This window comes from Chitinophaga pinensis, from assembly GCF_007896845.1.
GTDB lineage: Bacteria > Bacteroidota > Bacteroidia > Chitinophagales > Chitinophagaceae > Chitinophaga > Chitinophaga pinensis_C.
Map to the genome: position 1 here is coordinate 221500 of NZ_VOHS01000002.1, position 15246 is coordinate 236745.

Genomic DNA, 15246 nt, shown 5'->3' on the forward strand with positions numbered 1-15246 from the left:
ATGCAAACAAAGACCCGTAAGGTATTAAGACGAATCGGTACTACCCTCCTCTGGATGGGTGTGCTGGCTGGTTTTGTCATCTTGCTGGTATCGGCGGTGCATGACAAGAATGACGGCAAGTGTACAGGCATTGTGGTGAAACTCCAGGGAGAAGATGACGCTAACTTTTTTGTAGAAGAAAAAGATATCAAAGCACTGGTAGCTGCAGACAAGGCACAAAACCCTGTCGGCAAGGCTATCAAGGATATCAACACCGCCAGCCTGGAACAGATCGTATCACGTGATCCATGGGTAAAAAAAGCGGAGATATTCATAGACAATCAGCGCAGGCTGAATATCAAAGTAACACAGCGGGAACCACTGGCACGTGTATTCACGACAAGCGGCAACAGCTTTTACTTTGACAGGGACGGAGACCGTATACCGGTATCCACCCGTTACGCCGCCCGCGTACCGGTGTTCACAGACTTCCCGACTGATGCTGCAAAACTTGCATCTGCAGACAGCACAGTAGCAGCAGGGATCATGGCACTCGGCACCTTTATTCAGGAAGATCCGTTCTGGTCTGCACAGATAGAACAGATAACGATCACTCCGGGGCGTGAGTTTGAACTAATCCCAAAACTGGGCGATCATGTGATCGTATTCGGAGACGGGACTGACGTGGAAAAGAAGTTCAGCAAACTGCTGGCGTTCTATAAAGAAGGACTGAATAAAGTAGGCTGGAACAATTACGCCAGGATTAATGTTGCTTATGACAATGAGGTAGTATGTACAAGAAGGACAGGAGAAGAGTTGTCGAAAAAACTGGCAACAGAAGACAGCGCACGTATTGCCAGACTAAGTGATTCTTCCGACGGATATCTGATACACCGCGATGACGTAAAGCGCACGGAAACAACAACAAGTGAGAAAGCGCCGGCCAGAGTTGTAACAGCAAGGCCCTCGCTTTCAAAACCGAAAGTACAAAAGGAAACGGCGTCAGATAAAAAGAAGGCTCCGAAGGCTGTGTATAAACCGGTTAAAAAATCTGTCAACACAACAAAAAACAATAGAACGCCATGAATCAGGAAGCTCCCATCATTGTAGGTCTCGATATTGGCACTACAAAGATTGCTGCCATAGCAGGAAGAAAGAATGAATACGGGAAACTGGAAATCCTGGGATTCGGTAAAGCCCCGTCTTTCGGAGTACAGCACGGTATGGTGCTGAATATCGATCAGACGATCAAGGCTATCCGTCAAGCACTCGAAAATTGCTACGCTTCTAATCCGAATCTCGAGATCAATGAAGTATACGTTGGTATCGCAGGTCATCATATAAAAAGTTTGCAGACACGCGGCGACATCGTTCGTAGCGATACGGATGCAGAAATTTCGCAAAAAGACATTGATCAGCTGATCAATGACCAGTATAAAACGGTGATCCCTGCCAGTGACCAGATCATTGACGTGATACCACAACAGTATATTGTGGATAGCCTCCAGAACATCACCTACCCTATTGGTATGTCAGGTGTGAAGGTGGGCGCTAATTTCCACATCATTACCGGCGATAAGAACGCTATCCGTAACATCAACCGTAGCGTGGAGAAATCCGGTCTGAAAATACATGACCTCGTGCTGCAGCCACTGGCATCCGCAGCAGCCGTTATGTGTGACATGGACTTCGAAGCAGGTGTAGCGATCGTAGATATCGGTGGTGGTACGACAGACCTCGCCGTATTCTATGAAGGTATACTGAAGCACACAGCCGTGATTCCATACGGTGGTGAAAACATCACCAACGATATCAAAAACGGTCTGGGTGTACTGAAAACACAGGCAGAACAAATGAAGGTGCAGTTCGGTTACGCACTGGCTGATGAAGCCAAGAGCAACGCCTACATCACCATTCCCGGTCTGCGTGGACAAAGCCCGAAAGAGATCTCTGTGAAGAACCTGGCCCACATCATACAGGCACGTATGAGTGAGATCATGGACTTCGTGGTGTATCATCTGAAACAGATCGGTATGGATAATAAAATGCTGAATGGCGGTATTATCCTGACCGGTGGTGGTTCTCAGCTGAAACACCTGATACAGTTAACAGAATATACTACTGGTGTAAGCGCACGTATCGGTTATCCGAACGAACATCTGGCAAGCGGTCATATCGATGAACTGACAAGACCAATGTACGCTACCTGTGTGGGTCTCATACTCAAAGGTTACAATGATTATGAGAACGATCGCAGAGCACTGGAAGAAAACTATGTAAAGATCAACACCAGTTACGTTGCGAAAGAGCAGGCAGCTAAAACTGTCAATCTTCCGGAAGAGAGCTGGGAAGACGATGAACCTACTGTTGAGCAGATTCAGGAAAGAAAAGCTAAAGAACGGAATGCTTCGCTGAAAACATTCCTGGACAGGATGAAGACAAAGATCATAGACATGTTCACGGAAGAAGAAGATGCGAAACTTTAACAGGGGTATTATCGGATATGGCGCAATTGTTGCAGCCACAAACGATTTAAAAATCAAATAATTAATAGCGGATAATTAATAACGTAAGATGAACTGTGGGGCGCATTATTAATTATACAAACTAACCCATAAAAGAGATAGAGTCATGATACATTTTGATCTTCCCAAAGAAAAATCTTCCATCATCAAAGTGATAGGCATTGGTGGTGGCGGTAGCAATGCGGTGAACCACATGTTCAACCAGCACATCGAGGGTGTGAATTTTATCATCTGCAATACCGATGCACAGGCTATTTCGAACAGCCCGGTGCCTAACAAGATTCAGTTAGGACCGCATTTGACGCAGGGTCTGGGTGCGGGAGCCAATCCCCGCATCGGTGAACAGGCGACGGAAGAATCCTTTGAAGAAATCAAAAAGATCTTAGAGGTGAATACCAAAATGGCCTTCATTACTGCGGGCATGGGTGGTGGTACCGGTACCGGTGGCGCACCTATCATCGCACGTATATGTAAGGAACTGGGTATTCTTACGGTGGGTATTGTTACAACGCCCTTCTCCTACGAAGGGAAGAAAAGGATGGCACAGGCAGATGAAGGCATCTCCAGACTGAAAGAGTCTGTTGATACACTCCTGATCATCTCTAATGACAAACTGCGCCAGAAATACGGCGATCTGAAATTCAAGGCAGCTTTCGAAAAAGCAGATAACGTACTTGCTACAGCGGCTAAATGTATCACAGATGTGATCAACTCCACCGGTCAGATCAACGTGGACTTTGCCGATGTATGTACAGTAATGCGTAATGGTGGTGTAGCCATCCTCGGTGCCGCTGTTGCAGAAGGTGAAAACCGCGCACAGAAAGCAATCGAAGATGCACTGACATCTCCACTGCTGAACGACAACGATATTCGCGGTGCGAAATGGATCCTTATCAACATTGCATCTCAGGAAGGTGAGTTCGAACACACCCTGGATGAAATGGATACGATCCAGGCATACGTTCAAAGCCAGGCAGGTGAGGATTGCGATGTGATCCTCGGTGTTGGCTATGATGACAGCCTCGACCGCAGACTGGGCGTTACCATTATCGCTACCGGTTTTGAACAGAAACCGATCCAGCAGGTAAAAATGACGCCACAGGATCCTTCCCTCAATCAGCCCAAAATCGTAATGCAACTGGGCCAGAACGGTGATGAAAACAAGATGAACAATACCGCACGTCAAAGTACGCCGTTGTTCGTCGAACCAGCGGACCATATGGCTCCCCGTCTGGTAGAACCTGTGGTGACCCAGCCAGTAACGACTTACCCGCCAGTGCAACCTGCACAGCCGGAGAGACAAAACTATACGCTCAACGTTGAGCCGGTTACAACTCACCAGCAACCAGTAGCAGGTTACAATGCCGGCAATGTAAATGTGATACAGCCTAATCCGGCTGCAGGTGGATACCCTTCCGGTCCCGCTTACATCTACATTGAACCGGGTAACAACACTCCTGCTTCCGACGCTGAAATGAAAATCGTTTTCAGAGAAGAAGATCAGGCGCCAGGAGCTCCTTCAGAAATTCATCTGCACGCATTTGAAGAACAACTGGAAGAGCAGAAACGCAAACAGGCTGAACGCGTGGCAAAACTCCGCAGCATCAGCTTCAACGTGAAAGGCATAGAGAATAATGCTGAGATGGAAAACATCCCTGCTTACATCCGCCGCAATATCAATCTCGATAACGGCGCAGGTTCTGCAGAGAATTTCTACTCTAACTATACTGTTTCCGATGGTCAGAATAACCAGGCAGAAATCAATACGATTAATACCTTTTTAGATGGGAAAAAACCCGATTGATCTATTCGGACGTTTGATTGTTTTTTAGTTGTGTTAAAGAAAGTCCTCCGGTTCCCCGGAGGACTTTTTTTATGCACTTTCTACGAGATACACGATCAGTAACATGCTCACCAGAAAAATGAAAGCTGTTAATAACGTGATCAACAGCGAAGAATGATTATACACCCCTTCCGTTAACTGTTTCTCCGTCCGTTTATACCTGATATAAGAAAATACCGTCGTACTTGCACCGACGGCAACCAGTAATATGCCTGCAATCGCAGAATAACCCCTGGAAGGGATGATATACTCCTTTCCTAATGCAAGAGATAGCTGCTTCACGAAAAGCGAAAATTTGACCACTACAAAGCCGAATGCCATAATGCCGATACTGGTCCTTGTCCATGCAAGGAGTGTACGCTCATTGGCAAGATGATCGCTTGCGCTTCCTTTTTGTCTGGTTTCAGCCATATGCGGGAGTTTTGAAGAAAGCAGCAAAGGCCGTTCCTGATTCTATTATAAAAGGGGAAAAATCCCCTGTCGAAGGAGAGGATTTTTCCTTGTTAACAGCTGTTTAACAATTCTCCCTTACGGATATGCTGACTTTTGATGTCGTAATGCTTCGGCCCCGCAACGTTTTAAACATTATGACCTCATTATTAAAAAACTCCTCCTATGGATTTTAAAGATCAGCTCAAACAACTGGGCGACAGAGTTGCCAGACTAAAAGATCAGATACTGACAGAAGAAGCCACTAAAAATGCTTTCATCATGCCCTTCATCCAATGCCTTGGATATGATGTATTCAATCCATTGGAAGTCACACCGGAATTCATCGCTGACATCGGTATTAAAAAAGGTGAAAAAGTAGACTATGCCATTATGCAAAATGGTAAACCCACTATCCTTGTGGAATGCAAACACTGGTCTACAGATCTGAATCCGCATAATAGCCAGTTGTTCCGCTATTTCCATTGTACCAGCGCGAGATTCAGCATCCTGACCAATGGCATTCATTATAAGTTCTACACCGATCTGGTAGAACCTAATAAAATGGATGAGAAACCCTTCTTCGAATTCTACATCGATGATCTGAAAGAAAATCAGACAGAAAAGCTGAAGGAATTTCATAAGAGCTACTTCGATCTGGACAAGATATTAACAACTGCCAGCGAACTCAAATACACCAATGAAATAAAAAACATCATCGCCAGTGATCTCAATGAACCCTCTGACGATTTCACACGCTATTTCGCGAGGCTTGTGTATCCTTCCTCTGTTACCGCAAAAGTACTGGAGCAGTTCAAAGGATTACTCAAGAAATCCTATCATCAGTTTATTAATGATACCATCAACGAAAGACTAAAATCCGCACTCAATACACAACAACAACAGGAAGTAAGAGAAGAGACTGTAGAAACAGAAATGCTCACCGGTGATGATGCGAAAATCGTCACAACAGAAGAAGAGCTTGAAGCATTTCACATTGTTCGTTCTATGCTGAGACAGAAGATAAGTGCGGGTCGTATTGTATTCAGAGATACACAGTCCTACTTTGGTATTCTGCTGGATGATAATAACAGAAAACCCTTATGCAGAGTACATCTGAACGGTAAGCGGAAATACCTTTCACTGTTTGATAAAGACAATGAAGAGCGGATTGAAATTGGCAGTGTGGATGATATTTATGATTATGGAGAACAGTTGATGAACGCAGCCTTGAAGTATGATCCGGTTATTGCGGAGGAGAAGAAATAACCTTTAAAGAAAATCTAACCCGGATATGAAATTCCAGATTCAATTATTCATAGTATTACTGATAATATCAGTGTCATCCTGTAAACCGAAAACCGGCAATGTGGCCGGCAATGTATTTTGGAAATACAACGACTATGTTGGTAATAAACCTGATGCTGGTGCAACGGTTGCATTATATTCAACAAAGGATACTATAAAACACAAGGCGACATGTGACGTAAACGGCAATTTTAAGTTTGATAAAATTAATGTTGGCAACTATATACTTGTAGTCACTTCGAAAAGCACAAATGCATCACCGAAAGATCATCTGCAGAATATCATTGATCATTTTGCTGAAGTGAATTATGTTACTAAACATGATTTAAGCAAGCTGAATTTTACCGCCCATTTCAATACACTCAGAGATAGCATACGCGCACTTCTTGTGAAAGATGTCAGTGCGACTCATGACTATGTTAATCTGATAAACCAGAGAAAAGAGATGGAAGACTCACTCAGTTCCTTTAGCAGCCGGATATTATTTGATATTTATCAGCAGTCTCCCGCAGCAACAGTACCACGATCGCTAAGCAACAAGTTTTATTATTCAACGATCACGGTTGAACCTGAAAAAACCAATAATGTGGCGATTGATTTCGGGATAACCTATAATTAAAAAATCATCCACCCTTTGCAGACTTCTATCCATTCCTTACACTGTTTTGCTGTCGTAAATTTGCTATATGCAAAAGACAGTAAACAAGGTTGTAAACAACCATCCGATAAACGGCTCTTTGAGCGATTATTACTTTTACAGTCCTTTGCCCTATCAGGACGGTAAGGCAACGGACCCATTCCTGTTATTACACCACCATGGACCAATGACACTACCTCCCAACAACAGTGGTATGCCATTCGGACCGCATCCTCATAGAGGGTTCGAAACAGTTACCTGGATCATCAGCGGACATGTGGTGCATAAAGATTCTCATGGTTATCATAGCAGGATCGATGAAGGTGGTATACAATGGATGTCTGCTGCCAGAGGACTTATCCACAATGAATATGTAGAGAACTCTTTTAAAGAAGAAGGTGGTGATCTGGAAATCTTACAGCTGTGGATCAATCTTCCGGCAAAGCTGAAGATGACGCCGGCAAAATATACAGGTCTGCAGCAACAGGATATTCCTGTTGTAAAAACGGATGACGATAAGGTACAGGTAGCTGTTGCCGGTGGTAGTTTTAATGGCCATAAAGGCGCTATCAGTTCACTGACGAATATCAATGCCTCGCTGATAAAAATGCAGGCCGGCAGTAAGACGGATATTCAGGTAGCACAAGGCAGAAACGTGCTGTTTTATGTGCTGAAGGGAGATGTGAAAGTGAATGATAAAGCAGCAGGTGACAGGTCACTGGTACTGTTTGATAATGATGGTGATGAGATCAATGTTACTGCTGATACTGATGCGATCATATTGTATTGTGACGGCGAACCGTTGAATGAGCCGGTAGCATGGCACGGACCGTATGTGATGAATACGCAGACAGAAATTATGGAAGCGATGCGTGATGAGAGGATGGGAAAATTTGGGTTCTATATTGACTAAAAAATAAGAAGGCCGGCATTGTCATGATGCCGGCCTTTCTTTTTATTAAGAATGTATGATTCGTCGCAATTGCAGGTTTGTGACAGGCGCCACTACCAGAGGATATTTCTCGATGGTCACGTAACTGGAATCCAGTCCGAAACCACGCTCTTCTGACAAACTGATCTTCTTCAGGAAGAAGTACATGCGCATTACCAGTCGCTCGTACAATGGCAGATCGTTGTCGTGTGACAGGAATTTCTCCATCACAATAAACTGGAAGTCTCCTACTACATTGTTCTTACTCAGTGATTCATAACGGCTGGTGATATTCACTTCCTTGTTACGCACCATATCTTCCACCACCATACGGAACATGAGGTTAATACGTTGTTCCACTTTGAAACCAAGTCTGAATTCTACCCTGATCACCTCATTTGGAATGATGGTTTGTACGGAGTATTCACTCAGGTAAGGCTCATCTACTACGTCCACATGTACGAACCAATAGATATCTGCTCTTTTTGGCTTTTTATTCAGAATGGAATAGATAATCTTATGTTCTATCTCCTTTGGATTGTCGGCACTGCTCATATATACCAGGTGGGTGGCATATTTAGGGATTGTGCTGTCATTGCTCAGTTCCTGAATAACCGGCAGATGATCTTCCAGTCTGACAAACTCTACGTACCGGTTTTTGATCTTACGGGATTTGTACCATACCATCATGATCAGGAAGAGGATTCCGGCCACGATAACGGTCACATAACCACCGTGCATGAACTTCACCAGGTTAGCGAAAAGGAAGGAGAATTCGAGCGTAAAATAGATCACCAGATAGATCAGGATGAGGCTCAGCCTGACCCTTCGTGTATAAAGATAGAAGGCGAAGAGACAGGAGGTCATCAGCATACAGATGGTGATGGAGAGACCGTAGGCAGCTTCCATGGCGCTGGACTCTTTAAAGATCAGTACGATGGCTACACAACCTACAAACAGCATGGTATTGATACCGGGGATGTAGAGCTGTCCGCGCATTTCTGTGGGATAGTTGATCTTTAATTTAGGCCAGAGGTTGAGTCGCATGGCTTCTGAGATGAGGGTAAAGGATCCCGATATCAGGGCCTGACTGGCAATAATGGAGGCCAGGGTGGCAATCAACACCCCAAAGATGACAAACCATTCGGGCATAATTGCGAAGAATGGGTTAGTATCTTTTGGAATGATCTGACCTTTCTGTGTCAACAGCCATGCACCTTGTCCGAGGTAGTTCAGGATCAGGCAGGCTTTAACGAAGGTCCAGGAGACGCGTATATTCCCTTTTCCACAGTGGCCGAGGTCGGAATAGAGTGCTTCTGCCCCTGTGGTACAGAGGAATACGGCGCCCAATATCATAAAACCACGTGGATAGGTGGTTAGCAGTTTAATAGCGTAATGCGGGCTGAAAGCCTTAAATACGGATACATCGTCTACGATGTGTGACAGACCGAGTATGCCCAGCATGGAGAACCAGATCACCATGATAGGGCCGAATAATTTACCGATGGAGACCGTACCAAACTGTTGTACTACGAACAATAAGGTGATAATAGTAAGTACGATCTTGACGATAGCCCACTGGCTAAGGTCTTTAAATACCTCCAGGGTACGTAAGCCTTCAATGGCAGATGTAACAGTAATAGGTGGGGTGATGATACCGTCAGCCAGTAGTGCGGCCCCTCCGATCATCCCGAATATGACCGCCCATTTGGCATGCCTTCTGACCAGAGCATACAAAGAGAAAATCCCGCCTTCGCCTTTGTTATCGGCTCTGAGGGTCAGAATTACGTATTTGATGGTTGTCTGTAAAGTCAGGGTCCAGATGATACAGGATATACCACCGATAACCAGGAGATCGCTTACGGGATTATTACCTACAATGGCCTTGAAAACGTATAACGGAGAGGTTCCAATGTCACCGTAAATAATACCTAAAGCTACTACTAAACCGGCCAGGCTAATCCTGTTAATGTCTTTTCTCACGAAATATGTATTTAATAAAAAAGCCACCAAAGGTAGGTGGATTTGAGAAGATCTACAAAATTATCAAAAATATCGGGGCATTAAAAAACCCCGTCTCGATAAATCGAGACGGGGCCTTATATCTTCTTAGTGAGACACTATTAGTTAGCTGGAGCTAAATCAACAGTAGAAGACTCACCAGGAGTGTTTTGTTTGATGAAGCGACCGCGATCGATACCTTGTTTATCAGCCAGGTAGTCGATAACTGCGTCAACTCTTCTGCTGCTCAGGTCAACACCACCTTTTTTACCTTTAGCACCTGCGTGACCGGTAACCAGGATGTTGCAAGATGGAGCGCTTTTCAGGGTTGCAGCAACGCTAGCCAGGATAGCTTCGTTGTCAGATGCAACTTTAGTAGAGCTACCTTTGAAGCTTACGCTAGGCAGAACCAGTGTAGAGCAATTAGCAGTTGCTGGTGGGTTCTTGCAGCACTCAGGATCTGGGCATTTACCAACACCATCAGCGTCAACTGGCTGGCAGTAAGTTGGAGTAACCAGCTGTTTGTCTTTGTAGTCAGGAACACCATCACCATCTGTATCTTTAGCTACACCGTGAACATCAACTGGAGCACCAGCTGGAGTGTTTGGTTCACGATCGAACTGATCAGTAACGCCATCACCATCAGCATCAGGCAGTACCGGAGTAGGCAGCTTCATGTGACGAGGAGCGCTCAGTTCGTTGTAAGCGTAATTCAGCGGATTTACCCACCATAATGGCTCAACGCGTTTAGATGAGTTACCCAGGTTGAAGTTCAGACGAACGCTGGTGTAGCTGAATGCATCTTTGTGGTTGCTATATGGGCTGGAATAACCGTCCAGATAGTCATCAAAGTATAAAGTATATTTCTCTTCAATACCGATGTTGAAACGTTTAGAAACTCTGAAAGCGATACCAGTACCGAAATCAGCACCATGACGCAGCAGAGCGTTGTCATCTCTACGACCGATGTTACCTCTGTTACCCTGAGATGGAGCGTTCTGCTCATAATCTCCGTCGAACAGGTTTTTCAGCTGGTCTTTAATGTCCTTACGAGGAGCATTGAAGTTGATACCAGAGAAATCGTAAGCTGCAGTACCGTTTAACGCATCAACGTCAACGTCGATCAGACCCAGGCTATAACCTGCAAACACGTACCAGTTAATTTTTGGCTGTGCTTTGTAGAACAGGATGTTGCTCAGGGAAGCGATCATATCTAATGACAGCTGGTGAGTAGCAGTTTTGTAGTTAGCTACGATGTTACCACCGTTGTTTGCTGCTGTTGCACCCCATGCAGTGCTGTTGTTATAGATTGCAGGTCTTAATCTGTAATCCATACCTTTATCAAAGGAACCAGTGTATTCACCTCTGATGGAGAAAGTATGACCCAGTGATTTTCTCAGGGAAACACCACCACCGAAACCTGGTCTGGCAGGGATAGTACCATTGATCAGGTGCAGACCACCGTGGAAACCTAATTCCCACATATCGCGTGGTTTAGCAGGGAAGTCATACTGGTGGTTAGAGAAATTGTTCTGTTGCGCCTGTCTGGATGCTGGAACTTTGGTTGAATCCAGGGCATCATAAACAGGGGTAACTTGTGCAAAACTGGAGGACGCCGCTAGGAGACTCATAGCGCCTGCCAGTAATAAGTACTTTTTGCTTGCCATAATTGTTTTCTATTTAAAAACTGTTAAAAATTTACTAATAACCCGTTTTTTACCCAGCAAAGGTAAAATTCTCAGATGAATATTCAAATTTTTGTTACAATATTATTTTCATTGATAACTACTTAACTATTAGTGCTTAGGCAAAACAAATGTTATACCTTAACTTGGCCCGGCACATAACGAATAAGCATATTTGTTATAACTAAAACAATGTAATGTTAAAGTTATGTTACACCGATATATACAAATTAAGGGCCAATTTGTTAAAATTTGACTTTTAAAGCATAGCTTAGCAATCTTTTTAAAGCACCTATGGACGAAATTAAACACCTGATCAGTAAGGAATTACAGGATTTTGAAAGCAAATTCTCTGACGCTGTAAAAAGTCATGTCCCATTGCTGGACAGGATAATGCATTACATCGTTAAACGTAAAGGCAAGCAGATCAGACCCATGTTTGTGCTCTTATCAGCAAAACTCTTTAATAATAATATACAGGAAAGCACATACAGAGCTGCGGCCCTTGTTGAACTGCTACATACAGCCACCCTCGTCCACGACGACGTAGTGGATGACGCCAACGAAAGACGTGGCTTCTTTTCTATCAATGCACTGTGGAAAAACAAAATAGCCGTACTGGTAGGTGACTACCTCCTTTCTAAAGGACTACTGCTTTCAGTAGATAATAATGAGTTCAGATCTCTTAAGATCCTCTCTGAGGCCGTAAAGGAAATGAGTGAAGGTGAACTGCTGCAGATCGAAAAGACCCGTAAACTGAATATTAAAGAAGATATCTATTTTGAGATCATCCGTCGTAAAACGGCTTCCCTCCTCGCCTCAGCCTGTGCAGCCGGCGCGTGGAGCACCACCAATGACGATGAAACAACCGAAAAGATGCGCCTGTTCGGTGAAAAAGTAGGTGTTGCCTTCCAGATCAAAGATGACCTCTTCGATTATGGCTCCGATAAAATTGGTAAACCCACCGGTATCGATATCCGCGAGAAAAAGATGACCCTCCCGCTCATCTACACCCTCGAACACGCGACTCCTGATATCCGCAGACGTATTATTAATATTGTCAAAAACCATAACACCGATAAAGACAAGGTCGCAGAAGTGATCGAACTGGTAAAAAAATCAGGGGGTATTGAATATACACAGGAAAAAATGTTCCAGTACCGCGATGAAGCACTCGCTATTCTGCATAGTTTCCCGGAAAATGATATCCGTACCGGACTGGAAACATTGGTTCGATATACAACAGATCGTACTTTTTAACCAATAAAAACCTATCTTCCGAAACTGAACTCATTCAACCACTTTAGATACTAACTCATTAATGCAGAAACGCTGGACAGTCCGATCTTATCAACCTAAACAGGAAGCATTGCTCCAGTCGTCTTTGCGTATACACCCACTGCTGTGCCGCCTGCTCGTACAAAGAGGCATGCACACTTACGACGAATCAAGGCTTTTTTTCAGACCTACCCTCGCCGACCTGCATGATCCATGGCTCATGAAAGACATGGATAAAGCAGTATCCCGTATAGAACAGGCTTTTTTCCACCGGGAAAAAATACTGGTGTTCGGAGATTATGATGTGGATGGGACTACCGCAGTAGCTACTGTATATGATTTTCTGCACTCCTTATATAATAATATAGAGTTTTACATTCCTCACCGGTATAAAGAAGGTTACGGTATCTCCACACAAGGCATCGAATATGCCAGAGATAACGAATTCACGCTCATCATCGCACTGGATTGTGGAATCAAAGCCATCGACCAGATAAAATGGGCCGCCGATCATGGAATTGACTTCATTATATGCGACCATCACCTGCCTGATGCTATTCTGCCTCCGGCCGTAGCCATACTGAATCCAAAACAATATGACTGCCCTTATCCTTATAAGGAACTAAGTGGCTGTGGTATAGGATACAAGCTCATTTCCGCCTTCGCGCAGAAAAAAGGCATTCCGGATGAACAGGTACATCGCTACCTTGACCTCGTGGCAACCAGTATCGCAGCTGATATTGTCCCCATGACAGGCGAGAACAGAGTGCTGGCCTTTCACGGATTAAAAAAGGTGAACTCCGCTCCGCTCGCGGGTATACAGGCCCTGATAGAACTCAGCGGACTAAAAGAACAACTGACCATCTCCAATCTTGTATTCGTTATTGCGCCAAGGGTTAACGCTGCCGGTCGTATGGACGATGCCAGAAAAGCTGTGAACCTCTTTGTTGAAACAGACAAAGACAAAGCAATGGAGATTGCCAAAGTATTACACGCAGATAATTTCGACAGAAAAGAAATTGACGGCAATATCACCAAAGAAGCGGTTGAATTACTGCAGAATGATCTTACATTAAAAGATAAAAAGTCTACCGTACTCTATAAACCTGACTGGCACAAAGGTGTAGTGGGGATTGTAGCATCAAGACTGATCGATAAATATTATTACCGCCCCACCATTATTCTTACACTCAGTAATGATAAAGTGGCTGGCTCCGCACGTTCAGTGACCGGCTTCAATGTATACGAAGCCATACATCAATGTAAAGATCTGCTGGAAAACTATGGCGGACATTTCTATGCAGCAGGTATGACGCTGAAACCCGAGAATGTAGAAGCTTTTCAGCAAAAGTTTGAAGAAGTAGTAGCAACGACCATCAACCCGGACCTGCTCGTACCCGAGATTGTAATCGATACCGAAATTCAATTAAGAGATATAACACCCGCCTTCTTTAATATACTTCGTCAATTCGAACCATTGGGACCGGAAAACCTGCGTCCTGTTTTCCTTGTAAGGAACGTGGTTGATAGCGGATATTCACGTCTTGTCAAAGATGAACATATTAAGTTCTCCGTTAAACAGGGAAAATCACCTAACGCATTAACGGGCATAGGATTCTACATGTCTGAAAAATTCCACATCGTGAGCAGTAAACAGCCCTTTGACATGGCTTTTACTATTGATGAAAATGAATGGAACGGCAAGATGAACCTGCAACTGAAAGTCATTGATATCAGGGCTCATCACTAAGTAATACTACCTATTATTTATCGCAATTATGACTGTTGCTATTGCAACGGTTATTTATGTTGTTTCAGCATCCAGCTGTATAAAGCTGTATCTGCATAAGCTTTCGTCCACGCATCATGCCCTCCCGTCGGACTCTCCGTATACTTCACCAGATTACTGCCGCATACTTTTAATGCGTTCACCATATCTCTCGATCCTGCTACAGTTACTGTAGGATCATCTGCATTATGAAAAGCCCATACCGGCATCTGCTTCAGAACACAGGCCTGTGAGGGTGTACCAATACCGCAGATCGGGGCAATAGCTGCAAACTTCTCAGGACTTGACTGTGCCCAGTTCCATGTACCAAAGCCCCCCATGCTCAATCCTGTTAAATATATCCGGGACGAATCCACATGATACTTCTTCAACACTTCTTTATACAACTGTTGTAATACATCTGTGTTCCACCAAACAGCTGTACATTGCGGCGCAATCATCACAAACTGCTTTCCTTTTACTACTTTAGGCAACCCTACTTCTCTGATCACATCGATGTCATTACCGATTTCTCCTACACCATGCAGAAAGATCACTACCGGCCATTTATAGGTTTTCATGTCATTATAAGTATCCGGAATGTACAACAGGTATTCATTGATGTTGCCCTGCTTATAATCAGCCGGCTGTACGGTAATACCAGGTATCTGCGGGGTAAAAACATCTTCTTTGGGTGGGTCAGGAATGGTGTCTGTTCCATTGCCGCCGCCGGGTACCGCGGACTCATTCCTTTTGGAACAGGCTACTATATTGCACAATACTGCAATAAGTAGTACATAAATAAATCTGTTAATTGCTCTTCTTTTCATATGTTTAGGTAAAATGAAAAATCCCGTCTCAA

Annotated in this window: 12 protein-coding genes; 8 read left to right on the forward strand and 4 right to left on the reverse strand. The window is 44.2% G+C overall.

Annotated features, from left to right (window positions below):
- From FEF09_RS02845 to ftsZ, 3 genes are all read left to right on the forward strand, one after another.
- The gene (locus FEF09_RS02845) at positions 1-1065 is read left to right on the forward strand and encodes a cell division protein FtsQ/DivIB (RefSeq protein ID WP_146303584.1); all 1065 of its coding nucleotides are present in this window, start codon (positions 1-3) and stop codon (positions 1063-1065) included.
- On the forward strand, positions 1062-2465 hold the full coding sequence (gene ftsA, locus FEF09_RS02850) for a cell division protein FtsA (protein ID WP_146303585.1): 1404 nt from the start codon (positions 1062-1064) through the stop codon (positions 2463-2465). The genes FEF09_RS02845 and ftsA overlap by 4 nt, the downstream gene beginning before the upstream one ends.
- A gap of 145 nt (positions 2466-2610) precedes the next feature.
- Positions 2611-4308, forward strand: a complete 1698-nt coding sequence (gene ftsZ / locus FEF09_RS02855) for a cell division protein FtsZ (protein ID WP_146303586.1) — start codon at positions 2611-2613, stop codon at positions 4306-4308.
- A 69-nt stretch (positions 4309-4377) separates the two neighbouring features.
- Here the strand turns inward: ftsZ and FEF09_RS02860 are convergent, their stop codons facing one another.
- The gene (locus tag FEF09_RS02860) at positions 4378-4758 is read right to left on the reverse strand and encodes a YidH family protein (protein ID WP_146303587.1); all 381 of its coding nucleotides are present in this window, start codon (positions 4756-4758) and stop codon (positions 4378-4380) included.
- A 204-nt stretch (positions 4759-4962) separates the two neighbouring features.
- Here FEF09_RS02860 and FEF09_RS02865 point away from each other — a divergent pair, with 204 nt between their 5' ends.
- The 3 genes from FEF09_RS02865 to FEF09_RS02875 all read left to right on the forward strand — a co-directional run bounded on the left by FEF09_RS02865 (position 4963) and on the right by FEF09_RS02875 (position 7634).
- Positions 4963-6045, forward strand: a complete 1083-nt coding sequence (locus FEF09_RS02865) for a type I restriction endonuclease (protein WP_146303588.1) — start codon at positions 4963-4965, stop codon at positions 6043-6045.
- Positions 6046-6145: 100 nt separating this feature from the next.
- Positions 6146-6703, forward strand: a complete 558-nt coding sequence (locus FEF09_RS02870) for a carboxypeptidase-like regulatory domain-containing protein (protein WP_146303589.1) — start codon at positions 6146-6148, stop codon at positions 6701-6703.
- Between the two features lie 67 nt (positions 6704-6770).
- A complete protein-coding gene (locus FEF09_RS02875) occupies positions 6771-7634 on the forward strand; it encodes a pirin family protein (protein ID WP_146303590.1) in 864 nt (287 codons plus the stop codon).
- 45 nt (positions 7635-7679) lie between these two features.
- On the opposite strand, the gene FEF09_RS02880 is transcribed toward FEF09_RS02875, so the two are convergent.
- Positions 7680-9635: a KUP/HAK/KT family potassium transporter gene (locus FEF09_RS02880; protein WP_186774175.1), complete on the reverse strand. Its 1956-nt coding sequence runs from the start codon at positions 9633-9635 to the stop codon at positions 7680-7682.
- A gap of 140 nt (positions 9636-9775) precedes the next feature.
- Entirely contained in the window at positions 9776-11320 is a 1545-nt protein-coding gene (locus FEF09_RS02885) for an OmpA family protein (protein ID WP_146303592.1), read from the reverse strand.
- A gap of 312 nt (positions 11321-11632) precedes the next feature.
- Here FEF09_RS02885 and FEF09_RS02890 point away from each other — a divergent pair, with 312 nt between their 5' ends.
- Together FEF09_RS02890 and recJ are read left to right on the forward strand one after the other, a co-directional pair.
- Entirely contained in the window at positions 11633-12598 is a 966-nt protein-coding gene (locus FEF09_RS02890; protein ID WP_146303593.1) for a polyprenyl synthetase family protein, read from the forward strand.
- A gap of 61 nt (positions 12599-12659) precedes the next feature.
- Entirely contained in the window at positions 12660-14366 is a 1707-nt protein-coding gene (gene recJ / locus FEF09_RS02895) for a single-stranded-DNA-specific exonuclease RecJ (protein ID WP_146303594.1), read from the forward strand.
- A gap of 50 nt (positions 14367-14416) precedes the next feature.
- Here recJ and FEF09_RS02900 read toward each other — a convergent pair whose 3' ends face one another.
- Positions 14417-15214: an alpha/beta hydrolase-fold protein gene (locus FEF09_RS02900; protein WP_146303595.1), complete on the reverse strand. Its 798-nt coding sequence runs from the start codon at positions 15212-15214 to the stop codon at positions 14417-14419.
- Positions 15215-15246: the final 32 nt, after the last annotated feature.